This is a genomic window from Mucilaginibacter lappiensis, assembly GCF_900155965.1.
Lineage (GTDB): Bacteria > Bacteroidota > Bacteroidia > Sphingobacteriales > Sphingobacteriaceae > Mucilaginibacter > Mucilaginibacter lappiensis.
On the sequence record NZ_FTMG01000023.1, the window covers coordinates 56232 to 72180 of the forward strand.

The window sequence follows — 15949 nt, forward strand, 5'->3', positions numbered from 1 at the left end:
GGAAACGCAATTCCGCAAAAGCCCTCTCTAAACGGCGAAGCCCTCATGTAATAATCTCCCCCGGAAGGGGAGACTTAGCTTCAATTTTTTAAAGTCCTCCCTACCGGGGAGGATTTAGGTGGGGCTCCATGTGCTTAACTTAATGACATTGACGGGAGGGGTGTGGTGGATAGTGAGCAAAGGTAGGGAGGGGTTTCTGCGATAAATGAGTAAGCAGAGGAGATATTTAGAGAGCAATCACCACAAATGTTAATAAGTTGACAGTTTTGAACCCCAAGTTCAGCACTTAAACTATATTTTTGCAATTGGGTGCATTTTTTGCCCTGGTTTAAAAAAGCTACTTTATAAATGGCAGACGCAGTTAATTATAGTGAAGATAGTATCCGCTCGCTGGATTGGAAAGAACACATCCGTTTACGCCCCGGTATGTACATTGGTAAACTGGGCGATGGCTCGGCTTATGATGATGGTGTATACGTATTGCTCAAAGAGATCATCGACAACTCGATAGATGAGTTTGTGATGGGATCGGGCAAAACCATTGAGGTAAACATGAGCGATCATAAAGTATCCGTGCGCGATTATGGCCGCGGTATACCCCTGGGTAAGGTGATTGATTGCGTGTCCAAGATAAACACCGGCGGTAAATATGATAGCAAGGCCTTCCAGAAATCGGTAGGTTTAAATGGTGTAGGTACCAAGGCGGTTAATGCGCTGTCAAATATTTTCATTGTACAATCATACCGCGACGGGCGCACCAAACAGGCCGAATTTGCCAAAGGTGAACTGATACGTGATGACGCCGAAAAGGAAACTACCCAGCGCAACGGTACCGCCATTAATTTTACACCCGACGATACCATTTTCCGTCATTACCGCTTTATACCGGAGTTTGTAGAAAGCATGATCTGGAATTACGTGTTCCTCAACTCAGGCTTAACGCTCAACTTTAACGGACAAAAATATTTTTCAGAACGCGGACTATATGATCTGCTTACCCGCAATACCGATGTAGAAACCCTGCGCTATCCTATCATTCACCTCAAAGGCGAAGACATTGAGATTGCCATGACGCATGGTCAGGCCTACGGCGAAGAATATTACTCCTTTGTGAACGGACAAAATACCACACAGGGCGGTACGCATCAGGCCGCTTTTCGTGAGGCGGTAGTAAAAACCATACGTGAGTTTTATAAAAAGGAATTTGATGCTGCCGATATCCGCGCTTCTATTGTAGCTGCTATAGCCATCAAAGTGCAGGAGCCCGTGTTTGAATCACAAACCAAAACCAAACTGGGCTCGCAAAATATTGGTCCCGAAGGACCCTCGGTGCGTGGGTTTATCAATGATTTCCTGAAGAAGGAACTTGATAATTATTTGCATAAAAATCCTGCCGCGGCCGATTCGTTACTGAAACGCATCCTGCAATCGGAACGGGAACGTAAGGACATTGCCGGTATCAAAAAACTGGCCAATGAGCGCGCCAAAAAAGCATCGTTACACAACCGTAAACTGCGCGATTGTAAACTGCATTTTGAAGATACGCACGAACGCCGCCAGGATACCACGCTGTTCATCACCGAAGGTGACTCGGCCAGCGGATCCATCACCAAATCGCGCGATGTACAGACCCAGGCCGTATTCAGCTTAAAAGGTAAGCCGCTAAACTGTTACGGGCTCACCAAAAAGGTAGTTTACGAAAACGAAGAATTTAACCTGCTGCAGCACGCCCTGAATATTGAGGACGGTATCGACGGCTTGCGTTATAACAATATTGTGATAGCTACCGATGCCGATGTGGATGGTATGCACATCCGCCTGCTGCTGATGACCTTCTTTTTGCAGTTTTTCCCCGATCTGGTAAAGGCTGGTCACATATCCATACTACAAACGCCTCTGTTCAGGGTGCGCAACAAAAAAGAAACCATTTACTGCTACAGCGATGAGGAACGCCGCAACGCCATTGCCAAGCTGGGCAACAAACCCGAGATAACCCGCTTTAAAGGTTTGGGTGAAATATCACCCGAGGAATTTGGTTTATTCATTGGTAAGGATATTCGCCTCGATCCGGTGATCCTGAAAGATGCCAACATCAAAGGCCTGCTGGAATATTTCATGGGTAAAAATACCCCAGCCCGCCAGATGCACATCGTAAACAACCTGCGTGTTGAAAAAGATGACGAAAGCATCAACCCGCTAATAGCCGAAGACGCCGAAACTCTGGCCCTGCCGGTGGCGGTATAACACGATTAAACGAATTTATCTGATTACAGGATTTTATGTAGAGACGCATCACATGCGTCTCTTTTTTTATGTCTTGCGGTTGCGGAGGAAGCAAGCTAATGAAGATGCCAGTCGCCGAAACGCCTCCCTGCCTTCACACCCCTACCGAGGGAGGGAACTGAAAAATAACGAAGATCAAAAAAAAAGCAAACGCCCGTGCGATTCCTTCCCTCGGGAAGGGGAGGAAGGAGTTTCTTCGGTTGGCTAAGTCTCCCTTTTATCCCAGGAGAATTTTTCGTATCTTTATACAAACACCAGCCCGGCTTTCTTTTTTAAGGAAACCGGGCTGTTTTGTTAAGACCCAAATAAGGCCAAAAAACGATCGTTTGTTGTATAGTTATTTGATAATCAATAAATTAATACTTTTTAAAGTTTTAAAAACGCACTAAAACCATCTTGGAATTTGTTAAAAAGTGTTAAAATGGGGTTTTTTCGAGTGATTTTAAACCGTTTTTACACTGTTTTTGAGCAGAAATTTGTTAAAATTCAAGGTTTAAAAAGTTTTTGCGGGTGTTATAAGTCAAAGAAATCTGATAAATCCTATTAAATCTTTTAATCCTGTCAAAAAATCCTTATCTTGTTTCCCCCGCTTTTTGTGGGGATGAATATTTATGACCAACCATGAAATAAAAATAGCTTTTGATGAATATGATTCATTAAAAGAATTGCCCACCGCCGATCATGATTTGTGCCTGGAGGCAACGGAAGCACTAAAAAACTCACATTCACCATATTCAAAATTCCGGGTGGGGGCAGCCCTGCGTTTACAAAGTGGTAAAATTATTTATGGCAGCAACCAGGAAAATGTAGCCTATCCATCCGGCCTGTGTGCCGAACGTGTGGCCTTGTTTTACTGGGGAGCCAACCACCCGGATGATCCGGTTGTGGCTATGGCGGTTACGGCCCAAACAGATGAATTTATGCTCACTAAGCCGGTAACCTCCTGTGGATCATGCCTGCAAGTGCTGGCCGAAGTTGAAAAGAAACAGAACAAGCCCATCAAAATTTTATTGTTTGTAGAGGGTGGCCCCATATGGGTAATAAAAGGTATCGAGAACCAATTGCCATTTTTATTTTTTGAAGAACGACTAATCACTTCATCATGAAACTGAAATTGTTTTTGTTCTTAATTGGCTGCACCCTTATAGGCAAAGCATCTGCACAACAAGGGTTTCCGTTTGATAACGAGATCCGCGTTTTTAAACACCAGGATAGTTTAAGTTTCCCGAAGCCTGGCGGGATACTGTTTATCGGCAGTTCCTCCATCCGTTTATGGACCGATCTGGAACAGCGTTTTACCGGTAAACCCATTATTAAACGGGGCGTAGGCGGCTCAACACTGGAGCAATTGGTTGATTATTATACCCCATATATTCTTTTTCCATACCAGCCCCGGAAAATATTTATTTATGCCGGCGAAAATGATATTGCCGATGGTAAGTCGGCACCTTTTGTGGCAAAGGAGTTTGCTAAGTTATGGCCTTTGCTGCACCAAAAGTTACCCAAAACCGAGATCTATTACCTGTCGATAAAACCAAGTCCGGTGCGGGCCAAATATTATACAACAGTGGCACAGGCCAATGAACTGATAAAAACATATCTGAGCAATAAGCCCAACAGCCATTTTGTCGATCTGGTGAATGTAATTTATAAACCGGGCACCACAACGCCCGATTCCAGCTTATTCAAAAGCGATTACCTGCATTTAAATAATAAGGGATATGATCAATGGCAATCGGTTTTGCAGCCTATGGTAAAATAAAAAAAGCCCCGGCTGGCGGGGCTCTCTTCTACTTGAACTATTACACTAAACCAAGTCTATTTAAAAACGCTGTATACGTTGGTGATCTTCCAGCCTTTGCCGGTATTGGCAATCGTTACATAATTGCTGCGTACAAACTTTTCATACTGCATATCAACTTTTACCACAGTCATATCGGAGTTGCTTTGAATAACGGTGGTGCTGGTGGTACAATCCTGTTCCACATTTTTATTGAGCTTTAAAGATTGAAATATTTCGTCGCGCGTAAAGGTTACAATCTTTTTACCGCTTAGCAGGCTAAATTTGGCATTTTGGTCTACCACATCGTCCAGTCCCTGTAATTTACCACGGGTCATGGCATCAACATAGGTGTTGATAGCAAAGGTTTTAGTTAGGTTTTCGCCATCTGCAAACGGGATGGCTTTTGCGGCACTGCATGCTACCAGCAATGCAAGGCCTAGTACTATTGATTTTAAGGTTTTCATATTGTTGTTGTTTGATGATTATCTAAATTATATCTATAAGACAACACTTATTTTCAATACGTTACAGAAAAAATCAATTAAATAAAAAAGCCCCGCTGGGCGGGGCTCTCTACTTGCATATTAATACTAAACTTATTTAAAAACGCTGTATACGTTGGTGATTTTCCAGCCTTTGCCGGTATTAGATATGGTTACAAAATTGCTGCGGGTAAACCATTCATACTGCATACTGATTTTTACAATAGCTATTTCAGCGTTACTTTGAATAATAGAGGTACTGGTAATACATTCCTGTTCTATATTTTTATTGAGCCTTAATGATTGAAGCATTTCATCTTTTGTGAAGCTTAATACTTCCGCGCCTCTTAACTGACTGAATTTAGCATTTTGATCTACTACATCATCCAGCCCTCGTAATTTACCATGGGTCATGGCATCAACATAGGTATTAATCGCGAAAACCCTGGTTAGGTTTTCATCCTTGGTATAAGGGGCTGCTTTAGCCGTCTGGTATACTATTAGTAAAGCAAGCCCCAATATGATTGATTTTAAAATTTTCATTTAATAATTCTTTATTTGTGTATTTAACGTATTTATTCACAGTGTATTATGTGGATATTAATAAAATAAAAAGCCCCGCTGGGCGGGGCTCTCTACTTACATATATTAACACTAAACTAAAACTAAACTTATTTAAAAACGCTGTATACGTTAGTAATTTTCCAGCCTTTGCCGGTATTTGATACAGTTACAAAATTGCTGCGGGTAAAACCATCATATTGCATATCAACTTTGATAACTGCAATGCCTTCGTTGCTTTCAACCACTGATGTAGTAGTAGTGCAAGTTTGTTCGGTACCTTTAGAAGCATTTAATGATTGTATCATTTCATCTTTGCTAAAGTTCAAAACGGTTTTACCGCGTAACATGCTGAATTTAGCATCCTGATCAATCACTTCGCTCAGGCCTTTTAATTTACCATGGGTCATGGCATCAATGTAGGTGCTGATAGCATAATTTTTAGTTAAATTTTCACCTTCTGTGTAGGTGGTTGCTTTGGCAGCAGTGCCTATAACTAATAAGGCTAAGCCTAATAATATTGATTTTAAAGTTTTCATTGTATTGCTATTTAAGGTTGTTTATTATTATTAATTAATTTCTATATCCATAAGACACCGGCAATATGCCTTACGTTACAGAATATGTTAAAAATTTTGTTGATTTAACATAAATTTAATATATTACTTGTTTTTTTTGATTCTTGGCAATAGAAACTGCCTTAAACCCAGTTATGATTGATTTTACTACCATTATTTTGCAATTTGCTGAACAAGGCGAAAAAACCGGCTGGACGTATATTGAAATTCCGGCAGATCTGGCTCTGCAAATGAAGCCTGGTAATAAAAAATCTTTCAGGGTAAAAGGTAAGTTAGATGAAATGCCTATTGCTGGTATGGCCCTGATGCCCATGGGCGAAGGCAATTTTATTATAGCCCTGAAACGGGAAATATGTAAAGGCCTGCGTAAGCACAGCGGAGGCATGTTGCGGGTACAGTTGGAACCTGACGATGATTATAAGGTTGAGGTTCCGGCTGATCTGCAGGAGTGCTTTGATTTTGAACCCGAGGCCAGTGAGTTCTTTTTTACCCTTACAAAAGGCCATCGCGACTATTTTATTAAATGGATAAACAGTGCCAAAACCGAAACTACCCGCGCTAACCGCATAGCCAATACCATAGAGGCCATGCTACGCCACCAGGGTTATCCCGAAATGTTGAGAGCTTTGAAAAAGGCAAGGGAATAGCATTAATTATTTACTTTCTTCCCCTTCCAATTCTTCGGAAAGGGGATATCGATCATTTTGATGGGTTTAAAGTTGGGTATCTGATAACCGGTTCCCGAAGTATTGTACAGGAAAAACGGATCGGTTTTAAAATGCTCGTAATCTGTAGTCATTTGAGCTTTGAGTTTGAGCAGCCGGTTTTCGTATTTATCATCATAGGGTGTACCCGTGTTTTTGTCCAGCAGCCGGTCAATATACTCGATCAGGTTATAGCAGGTGGTAAACTGTCCACAAGCTACCAGGCAGGCTTCCGTATGCTGCTGTTCGGCCGATTTTTTATCAAACCATAACGTAGTGCCCATATTATAAGCGGTTTGCGCTACTATTTGCATATCGGTACTGGGATTGAGGGATGAGGGAGTGGTCATATACTGGCTGTTACCCTGGCTGCGGTTAATATCGTTAGAGAACGAAAGATCGTAAAGGTGGTTGCCTTTACCACGGTTGTTCCATTGGGTACTACCATAAAATTTATCATACAGTAACTGCCTGATACGTTTTAGAAAAATACTAGTATTGAGCATCAATACAGATTGCGCCCGGGTGTTGAGCATATGTATGAGAAGACTGAGGGATGTTTTAGAAAAAAAGCTCACCAGTATATGGATGATCTGTTCGGTAAAGTTGCGTTTTAAGTCCATCCCCGCCGATGCTTTTGACACGCTAAATAATTGTTGCCTTACATATAATACACCAGATACCCATATAAAGGGAACGGGTATAAATAAAGCGCTGGCGATTACCCAGGATGTGCTATGGTGACTTATTCCATACCAAACCCCGGTTAAAGCGGCCAATAAAATGGCAAGGGTAATATAAAATACGCCCCAGAGATTTAATTCATAACCTTTGCTTATTTTGGGCAATACATAAGGGTGTATATAATGGCTGCCCACATCGTTCACCAACATCAATTCAAAATAGGGGAAGCTGGTTTTTTTGTCGAGCCGACGGCCGTCGGCTTCCATCATACTTTGCAGGCCCTGGTTATCAGTAATACCACCATCCATCAGGCCAAACTGTTTATGTTGTATAAATTCTGCTTCTTCCTTATCGCCGGTTTGGGGCACCAGCGATAGCGCGTTTTTCAGGTCGTGGATGTTTAAATGCTGATGTGTATAATCGTTGGGATAAATGATGGGCTCAAACCCGGCCGGGAAACAGGATGACGCGGCCAGCACATCGCCCAGTTTTATTTTACCGGCAACGGCGCTGTCTACATAAATAACCTCATTGCCATATTTAAAGCGTTCATCAGTTTCTGCGTCCGGAACCAGTTTGATATTTTGGCGGAATGATTGCCCGGTGTAAAATTCGGTAGCGTTGAAACAAACCTCCTGTAGATGGGCTGTAGGTGATGCGCCGTGCAGAAGAGATTCCAGCGTTGATCCGTCAAACAGATATTGGTCATAGGCAAGCGCAAAGGAATTGATGATGTTACGGGTTTTTTGAGGTCTTTTTTTCCAGTGCTTTTTATCGGCCAGTATTTCTAATGATTGCCGCAGCAGATCATCGCCGTTAAGGCCAGCAGATAGTTTGGTGTAAAATTGCGCAAAGGTTTTACCCTGTGCATTGTACAGTGCATACAGAGTAGTGGTGATGGTACCGCCAGATGCTGATGACAGATAACGTACCTGTTGCAAAAGTGTTTGGCCATGAAGTCCGTCGGTGTTATCGTCAAAGGTTACTTTATTAAGGTAAGACAATACCCCCAATGCAAATGAAGCCGCGCGAAAGCCACCACCTGAAAATGCCAGTGCAATATTTTCAAAAGGTTTAATATAATTAACTTCAAGCTTGTTTTCGGCTAATGTATCGGGTATTGTATTTGCCATAAGGTAATGGATTTAGTAGCGATAAAATTAGGGAATAAAATACATTTCGGTATGCGTAAAAACACCCTATTTAGGAGGTGTTATCACCTATTGACCTCACCCAGTCCTCTCCAGGGGAGAGGGCTTTACTTATTTGAGTTTTTAGCTCCCTCTCCTTTGGAGAGGATTGGGTGAGGTTATAAAAATAAAATTTGCAATTATATAAGCACTTATATAAATTGCACAATGAATTTATATCAAAACCTGGGTTACCTGGTTTTAGGCAGTCGTTTACGTCGCCTGAGCGAAGCTTTTCTGGCCGAAATTAATCGGGCCTACCAAAATGAGGGCATTGATTTTGATGCCAGCTGGTTTCCTGTTTTTTATCTGTTATCTAAAAATGAGGCGCTTTCCATTAAAGAATTGAGCGAGCAGATCGAGGTTTCGCATCCGGCTGCCAGTCAGCTCATCACCAATTTGAAAAACCGTAAACTGGTTACCTCGGCCACTTGTACTGATGATGGCCGCAGGCAACTGGTAACTTTAACCGAAAGCGGTCGTGAACTGTTAGCAACTATCTTGCCCATGTGGGATGCTATCAGCACCGCGATGACCGAACTGGTGGAAAGCGATGAGCTGGCCAAACAACTACTACCGGCCATCACCGGATTGGAAACCGCCTTTCGCCAGGCTAACCTGGCCGAAGTGATCAGTCAGAAATTAATTACCGATTTAAAACCCACTCACCATGAATAGTATATTTAATTATGGTACCGATCATTTAACTATAGGTATTTGCCTGGATATAGCAGCAGGCAAAACCAAAGGTATTATTAATGCCGATGCCGATAGGGCCATTCGTGCTTCATGGCGCGAGGTAGAAAAAATTGTACATGCCCAGCATCCGGTTTACGGTATCAATACCGGCTTTGGTCCGCTGTGCGATACCCGCATATCCGAAGCAGATACCAGCTTGCTGCAAAGCAATATCCTAAAAAGCCATAGCGTGGGGGTAGGTAAGCCCATCCCCAAGGAAATTGCTAAACTCATGCTAATCACCAAAGTGCAGGCATTGGCACAGGGATACTCCGGTGTAGCTCCCGAAACATTACAGCGCATCATCTGGCATATTGACCATGATATTATCCCGATTGTCCCTGAAAAAGGTTCAGTTGGCGCTTCCGGCGATCTGGCCCCACTGTCACACCTGTTTTTACCTTTGATAGGTTTAGGGGAGGTGTATGAGAACGATCAGCGCGTACCTGCCGGCGACTTATTGAAAAAACATAACCTGCAGCCATTGGTGCTGGGCCCGAAAGAAGGTCTTGCATTGATCAACGGGACTCAATTTATACTGGCCTTTGCGGTGAAAGCCGTGCAGCGCCTGGATGACGCCCTGAATCGTGCCGACCTGATCGGCGCCCTCTCCTTAGAAGGTTTGATGGGTTCGGCAAGGCCGTTTGATGCGCGTTTGCATGCTATCCGCCCTTTTAAAGGTACTAAAATGGTAGCCAACAGGTTATTTACCTTATTAACGGGATCGGAGATCAACTCATCGCATGTGAATTGTGATAGGGTACAGGATCCCTATTCCTTAAGGTGTATGCCGCAGGTACATGGCGCATCACGTAATGCCTGGCTGCATCTGAAGGAGTTAACAGAGATCGAGCTTAATTCCGTAACGGATAACCCGGTAATTTTTAATGCCGATGATACTATAAGCGGCGGTAATTTTCATGGTCAGCCATTGGCGTTACCATTGGATTATGCCACCGTTGCCGCTGCCGAATTGGGCAACATTTCCGATCGTCGCTGCTATCTGATGAGCGAAGGTCGTTATGGCCTGCCCAAATTGCTTACACAAGATGCCGGACTAAACTCCGGCTTAATGATACCCCAATACACCACTGCGGCATTAGTAACCGAAAATAAAACCCTGTGTTTCCCGGCCAGTGCCGATAGCGTGCCTACTTCCCTGGGGCAGGAAGATCATGTATCCATGGGTTCTATCAGCGGGCGCAAGCTGCACCAGGTAATTGATAACCTGGAATACATACAAGCTATTGAGCTGCTGTATGCAGCACAGGCGGTTGATTTTCGTAGACCATTAAAATCAACCCCGGTTATTGAGGCCATTCACGCTAAAGTAAGGGAGCACGTGCCACATATACAAGACGACCGTGTTTTTGCGGATGATATCAATAACTTACATCAACTGATAACTAACGGCTCTTTGCTGGCCATTGCCAACGAAACAGCTATTCATCACCACATAAATCTCAGCCATGACGAGTTCGGAATTTATTAAAACCTACGCCAACCACCCGGTGTACAAAGCACCGCGCGGTATGCAGCTGCATGCCAAAAGCTGGCAAACAGAAGCGCCATTACGCATGCTGCTTAATAATTTAGATGGTCAGGTTGCCGAAAACCCCGATGAACTGGTGGTATACGGCGGCATTGGTCAGGCTGCACGTAACCCGGAATCTCTCCGGAAAATTATTGAATTGCTGCTGGAGCTGGATGAACATCATTCACTGCTGATCCAATCAGGTAAACCAGTAGGCATTGTACGCAGTCACCCCGAAGCGCCGCGTGTGCTGATAGCCAACAGCAACCTGGTACCCGCATGGGCCAACTGGGAGCATTTTAATGAACTGCGGGCCAAAGGCCTCATGATGTATGGCCAGATGACCGCCGGTAGCTGGATCTACATTGGTACCCAAGGTATTTTACAAGGTACCTATGAAACTTTTGTAGAGTGCGGCAACCAGCATTTTAACGGCGACTTGACTGGCAAGCTCATCGTAAGCGCCGGAATAGGTGGCATGGGCGGCGCCCAGCCATTGGCCGCTACCATGGCGGGCGGTGTCTTTTTGGGTGCCGATGTAGATGCATCGCGCATTCAAAAAAGGGTAGATACACAATATATCGACCGGATAACACATTCTTATGAGGAGGCTATTGCCTGGGTAAAAGAAGCCATCGCCAAAAAGGAAACGCTTTCTGTAGGACTTGTAAGTGATGCCGGTGATATGTTGGAGCACTTACTAAAAGATAATATTATTCCTGATATTCTGACCGACCAAACATCTGCACATGATCCATTGAACGGTTATATCCCCAATGGCTTATCGCTGGCAGATGCTGCTGCATTGCGAAAAAGTGATGCGGTGGAATATAAAAGGCTATCCCTAAAAAGCATGGCCCGCCATGTAAGCCTGATGCTAGAATTACAGAATAGAGGAGCAATTACTTTTGACTACGGTAACAACCTGCGTGAATTTGCCAAACAGGGCGGCGAGCCTAATGCTTTTAATTTTCCGGGATTTACGCCGGCCTATATTCGTCCGTTGTTTTGTGAGGGAAAAGGGCCGTTCAGATGGGTAGCTTTATCGGGTGAGCCGGAGGATATTTTTACGACGGATAGGGCATTGATGGAACTATTCCCCGAAGATAAGCCACTGATCAAATGGCTTAAAAACGCGCAGGAAAAAATATCCTTCCAGGGCTTGCCGGCACGTATTTGCTGGCTGGGCATGGGCGACAGGGAAAAAGCAGGTTTGTTATTTAATGAGCTGGTGAGAACCGGCAAAGTAAAAGGCCCTATCGTGATCGGTCGTGATCATTTAGATTGCGGTTCGGTAGCATCACCAAACCGTGAAACAGAATCCATGAAGGATGGCTCAGACGCGGTATCCGACTGGCCGCTGCTTAACCTGATGGCTAATGCATCAGGCGGGGCAACCTGGATCTCATTCCATCATGGTGGTGGGGTAGGCATGGGTTATTCGCAGCATGCGGGCATGGTTGTTTTGGCAGATGGCACCGAGCGGGCAGCTACCTGCCTGAAACGTGTTTTGCACAATGACCCTGCGATGGGTATTTTCCGCCATGCAGATGCCGGTTATGATAAAGCACAGGAATGGGCAGATAAGTTTGGATTGAAGGTGTGGTAGATAAGCCGAAGGCGGAAAGCTTAAAGCAGAAAGCCAGGAATAGCTTTCTGCTTTAAGCCTTGAGCTTAATAATAGATATTCATAGCTTTCGGCTTTTAGCCTTAAGCTTTCAGCTTTAAAAAAATGAAACTAATAGGTCCGTTTAAACAAATATTACCGCTGACAGGGTTGCCATTAAAAGGTGCTTTGAAGGACGAACAGCTATACATCATCCCAAATGGCGGGGTACTGGTTGATGATGGGCTGATTGTGGCTATTGATGATTTTGAGCAATTAAGATTGGCCCACCCCTCTGCATTAGTAGAAGAAATTACAGGCGACCACGTGTTGCTGCCGGGTTTTGTTGACTGCCATACGCACATCTGTTTTGCGGGTAGCAGGGCGAAAGATTATGCTTTGCGTACGGCAGGTAAAACCTACCTGGAAATAGCTAAAGCAGGCGGGGGCATCTGGGATTCGGTTACTCAAACCCGTATGGCTGATGAAGCCACTTTAACTAATTTGCTACTCAATCGGGTACAGCGCTATTTGGCAGAAGGTGTTACCACCATCGAAGTAAAAAGTGGTTATGGTTTAAGTATCGATGCGGAGTTAAAACAGTTAAGAACAATTAAAACGGCTGCGGATAAAACACAGGCCAGCCTGGTGTCAACCTGCCTTGCAGCGCATATGTTACCCAAAGATTTTGATGGAACACATTCTGAATACCTCAATCATATTTTGCAAAACCTGCTGCCGGCCATTAAACAACAACGCCTGGCCAACCGGGTTGATATATTTATTGAAGAAAGCGCTTTTAACGCCAGCGATGCTTTGAATTACCTTGCCAAAGCCAAACAATTAGGTTTTGAAGTAACAGTTCATGCCGATCAGTTTACAACAGGCGGCAGTGAAGTGGCTATTAAAGCAAGAGCCGTTTCGGCCGATCATTTGGAGGCCAGTACCGAACGGGAGATCAATATGCTGGCCAAATCTGATACCGTTGCAGTAACTTTACCCGGTGCATCTTTAGGGTTAGGAATGGCCTATGCACCCGCCCGTAAACTACTGGATGTCGGGGCATGCTTAGCTATTGCCAGTGACTGGAACCCAGGTTCGGCCCCGATGGGCGATCTGCTGATTCAGGCTGCTGTGATGGGTGCCGCCGAAAAGCTATGTGCTGCTGAAGTATTTGCGGGTTTAACTTTCAGGGCTGCATCGGCATTAAAATTGAACGACCGTGGGATTTTAACCAAAAATAAACTGGCCGATATGCAGGCTTATCCGTGTAATGATTACCGGGAGATATTATATCACCAGGGGAAATTGAAACCGGATAAGGTATGGACGGCCGCTGATTGATAATGATTTTTATGATTTCGCTGATTTTATTTTCGATCGGTCACCAGTGAACTCGTTAAGCCAGTGAACAATATCAACCAATGAACAAATAAACTAATAAACCAATGAGCCAAAAACTAATTGAATGCGTTCCGAATTTTAGCGAAGGTGTAAACCTTGATATTATTAAACAGATCACCAATGAGGTAGAGTCTGTAGAAGGTGTGCGCTTATTGAATGTTGATCCGGGTAAAGCTACCAATCGCACCGTGGTAACCTTTGTGGGCGAACCCGAAAAGGTGATACAAGCAGCCTTCCTTGCTATAAAAAAAGCTGGTGAGCTGATTGATATGAGCAAGCAAAAAGGCGAACATCCGAGGATGGGGGCAACCGATGTTTGTCCGCTGATACCTATCAGTAATATCAGCATGGAAGAAACCGCGGAGTATGCACGCCAGTTGGCCAAACGAGTGGGTGAAGAATTACAGATCCCGGTTTATTTATACGAGCAGGCTCAACCCAATAAAAACCGCAGCAATTTGTCGGTGATTAGGGCCGGAGAGTATGAAGGCTTTTTTAAGAAGATCAAACAGCCCGAATGGGCTCCTGATTTTGGTCCGGCAGAGAATGATGTAAGACGTGGCGCTACCGTAATTGGTGCGCGCGATTTCCTGGTGGCTTATAACGTGAACTTGAATACCACATCTACCCGCAGAGCAAATGCCATCGCTTTTGATGTGCGTGAAGCCGGTCGTACTGTAAATGATGAAAACGGCAAACCGAAAAATATCCCCGGTTCATTAAAATCGGTAAAAGGTATCGGTTGGTATATTGAGGAGTACGGTATCGCCCAGATCTCCATGAATTTAACCAATATCGAAATAACGCCGGTACACAAGGCGTTCGACGAAGTTTGTGATAAGGCCAATGCACGCGGTATCCGCGTTACAGGTAGCGAATTGGTGGGATTGATCCCCCTGAAAGCTATGCTGGATGCGGGCAAATATTTTCTGCAGAAACAGCAGCGTTCTGTTGGGGTGAGTGAAAAAGAACTGATCCGGATCGCGATTAAATCAATGGGACTGGATGAGCTTGGGCCTTTTATCCCGGAGGAGCGCATTATTGAATATCTGTTGAAAGATAAAGCCGCCAGCAAACTGGTGAGCATGAGTTTGGTTGAGTTTGCCGATGAGACAGCCAGCGAAAGCCCGGCGCCGGGTGGTGGTTCTATCTCGGCCTACGTAGGCTCGTTAGGGGCATCGTTGGCAGGTATGGTGGCTAACCTGAGCTCGCATAAAAAAGGTTGGGACGATCGTTGGGAAGAGTTTAGTAACTGGGCCGAAAAAGCCCAGGTTTATAAAGATGAACTGATCCGCCTGGTTGATCTGGATACTACTGCGTTTAACCGGATTATGGAATCGTTTGGCTTACCCAAATCAACACCGGAAGAAAAAGTCAGCAGGGATAAAGCCATACAGGATGCTACTAAATATGCGATAGAAGTTCCGTTTAAAGTGATGCAGCTTGCGCTGAATAGTATGGAAGTCATCAAGGCGATGGTGGAGATCGGTAATCCCAATTCGGTAACTGATGCCGGCGTAGCCGCGCTTTGCGCTCGTACCGCGGTATTAGGCGCTTTTATGAATGTAAAGATTAACGCTTCTGGCTATAAGGATAAAGATTTTGTGACGGATATTATTGCGAAAGGCAATGATATTGAACATAAAGCAATTGCTCAGGAAGCAGAGGTTATTGAACTGGTGAACGGGAAGATAGGGTTGTAGTAGCAAGTCCATAGTCGATGGTCCATAGACCATGGATGGAAAAACGCGTCATTGCGAGGTACGAAGCAATCTCTACACAGGTAGGTCAACTATGTAAGTTTGCTCTGTACAGCTTAGAGATTGCTTCGTACCTCGCAATGACGTTATTTTTGAGGGTGGCAAACCTGTTTAAACAAAAGGAGCGATAGGTTTTACCCATCGCTCCTTTTACGTACAACGTATCACGTTAAACGTACAACATTAAAACCGGTATCTCACAAACGCTTCCATGGCTTCATATTCAGCCAATCCTAGGCGGTCATAACGCTGCGCGGTATCACGTGTCCGATCCTCAGCACGAACCCAGAACTCACGGGCATCATCACCTGGGAAAACGGGGCGGTCTTTTTGGGACTGATGTTTAAAGATAGCATTCCGCTTGCGGATCACCTCCTGGGGTGACAAAGGCACGGCCATTTCAATTTCATAAGTTTCAAACTCATGCCAGGCGCCGCGGTACATCCATAACCAGCAATCCTTAACCCAGGCTTCAGTCGCCTTCAGACGATCCAAAGCAGCCAGGATAATGTTAAAACAAACCAAATGCGTACCATTCGGATCAGCAAAATCACCGGCAGCAAAGATCTGCTGTGGTTTTACTTTTTGTAACAGTTCAATGGTCAGCAGGATATCTTCCTCGCCCACGGCATTTTTCTTGGT

The 15949-nt window shown here is 44.5% G+C and carries 13 protein-coding genes and 1 pseudogene; 9 read left to right on the forward strand and 5 right to left on the reverse strand.

The genetic code is table 11. The features are described from left to right. The first annotated feature begins 348 nt into the window (after window positions 1-348). From BW976_RS27310 to BW976_RS27320, 3 genes are all read left to right on the forward strand, one after another. Window positions 349-2244, forward strand: coding sequence for a DNA topoisomerase IV subunit B (locus tag BW976_RS27310; protein ID WP_076378598.1), 1896 nt, complete (start codon window positions 349-351; stop codon window positions 2242-2244). A 650-nt stretch (window positions 2245-2894) separates the two neighbouring features. Further along, window positions 2895-3389, forward strand: coding sequence for a cytidine deaminase (locus tag BW976_RS27315; RefSeq protein ID WP_076378600.1), 495 nt, complete (start codon window positions 2895-2897; stop codon window positions 3387-3389). Next, on the forward strand, window positions 3386-4045 hold the full coding sequence (locus BW976_RS27320; RefSeq protein ID WP_076378602.1) for a GDSL-type esterase/lipase family protein: 660 nt from the start codon (window positions 3386-3388) through the stop codon (window positions 4043-4045). The genes BW976_RS27315 and BW976_RS27320 overlap by 4 nt, the downstream gene beginning before the upstream one ends. Window positions 4046-4101: 56 nt before the next feature. Here the strand turns inward: BW976_RS27320 and BW976_RS27325 are convergent, their stop codons facing one another. The 3 genes from BW976_RS27325 to BW976_RS27335 all read right to left on the reverse strand — a co-directional run bounded on the left by BW976_RS27325 (window position 4102) and on the right by BW976_RS27335 (window position 5648). Continuing rightward, on the reverse strand, window positions 4102-4530 hold the full coding sequence (locus BW976_RS27325; RefSeq protein WP_076378604.1) for a nuclear transport factor 2 family protein: 429 nt from the start codon (window positions 4528-4530) through the stop codon (window positions 4102-4104). A 132-nt stretch (window positions 4531-4662) separates the two neighbouring features. Further along, on the reverse strand, window positions 4663-5091 hold the full coding sequence (locus BW976_RS27330) for a nuclear transport factor 2 family protein (protein ID WP_076378606.1): 429 nt from the start codon (window positions 5089-5091) through the stop codon (window positions 4663-4665). A gap of 128 nt (window positions 5092-5219) precedes the next feature. Continuing rightward, the gene (locus tag BW976_RS27335; RefSeq protein ID WP_076378608.1) at window positions 5220-5648 is read right to left on the reverse strand and encodes a nuclear transport factor 2 family protein; all 429 of its coding nucleotides are present in this window, start codon (window positions 5646-5648) and stop codon (window positions 5220-5222) included. A 173-nt stretch (window positions 5649-5821) separates the two neighbouring features. On the opposite strand from BW976_RS27335, the gene BW976_RS27340 reads away from it, so the two are divergent. Continuing rightward, a complete protein-coding gene (locus BW976_RS27340) occupies window positions 5822-6334 on the forward strand; it encodes a YdeI/OmpD-associated family protein (protein WP_076378610.1) in 513 nt (170 codons plus the stop codon). Window positions 6335-6336: 2 nt separating this feature from the next. Here BW976_RS27340 and BW976_RS27345 read toward each other — a convergent pair whose 3' ends face one another. Beyond that, on the reverse strand, window positions 6337-8208 hold the full coding sequence (locus BW976_RS27345) for a patatin-like phospholipase family protein (protein ID WP_076378612.1): 1872 nt from the start codon (window positions 8206-8208) through the stop codon (window positions 6337-6339). 225 nt (window positions 8209-8433) lie between these two features. On the opposite strand from BW976_RS27345, the gene BW976_RS27350 reads away from it, so the two are divergent. From BW976_RS27350 to ftcD, 5 genes are all read left to right on the forward strand, one after another. Further along, window positions 8434-8943, forward strand: coding sequence for a MarR family winged helix-turn-helix transcriptional regulator (locus BW976_RS27350; protein WP_076378613.1), 510 nt, complete (start codon window positions 8434-8436; stop codon window positions 8941-8943). Next, entirely contained in the window at window positions 8936-10495 is a 1560-nt protein-coding gene (gene hutH, locus BW976_RS27355) for a histidine ammonia-lyase (RefSeq protein ID WP_076378615.1), read from the forward strand. The genes BW976_RS27350 and hutH overlap by 8 nt, the downstream gene beginning before the upstream one ends. After that, window positions 10473-12146: a urocanate hydratase gene (gene hutU / locus BW976_RS27360; protein ID WP_076378617.1), complete on the forward strand. Its 1674-nt coding sequence runs from the start codon at window positions 10473-10475 to the stop codon at window positions 12144-12146. Before hutH ends, hutU begins: the two co-directional genes overlap by 23 nt. A 123-nt stretch (window positions 12147-12269) precedes the next feature. Continuing rightward, window positions 12270-13487 (forward strand): imidazolonepropionase, encoded by a 1218-nt coding sequence (gene hutI / locus BW976_RS27365; RefSeq protein WP_076378619.1) that lies wholly within the window; start codon window positions 12270-12272, stop codon window positions 13485-13487. Between the two features lie 104 nt (window positions 13488-13591). Then, window positions 13592-15250: a glutamate formimidoyltransferase gene (ftcD, locus tag BW976_RS27370; RefSeq protein ID WP_076378621.1), complete on the forward strand. Its 1659-nt coding sequence runs from the start codon at window positions 13592-13594 to the stop codon at window positions 15248-15250. Window positions 15251-15490: 240 nt separating this feature from the next. Here ftcD and BW976_RS27375 read toward each other — a convergent pair. Beyond that, window positions 15491-15949: pseudogene (locus BW976_RS27375) on the reverse strand (glucosamine-6-phosphate deaminase); the annotation flags it as partial.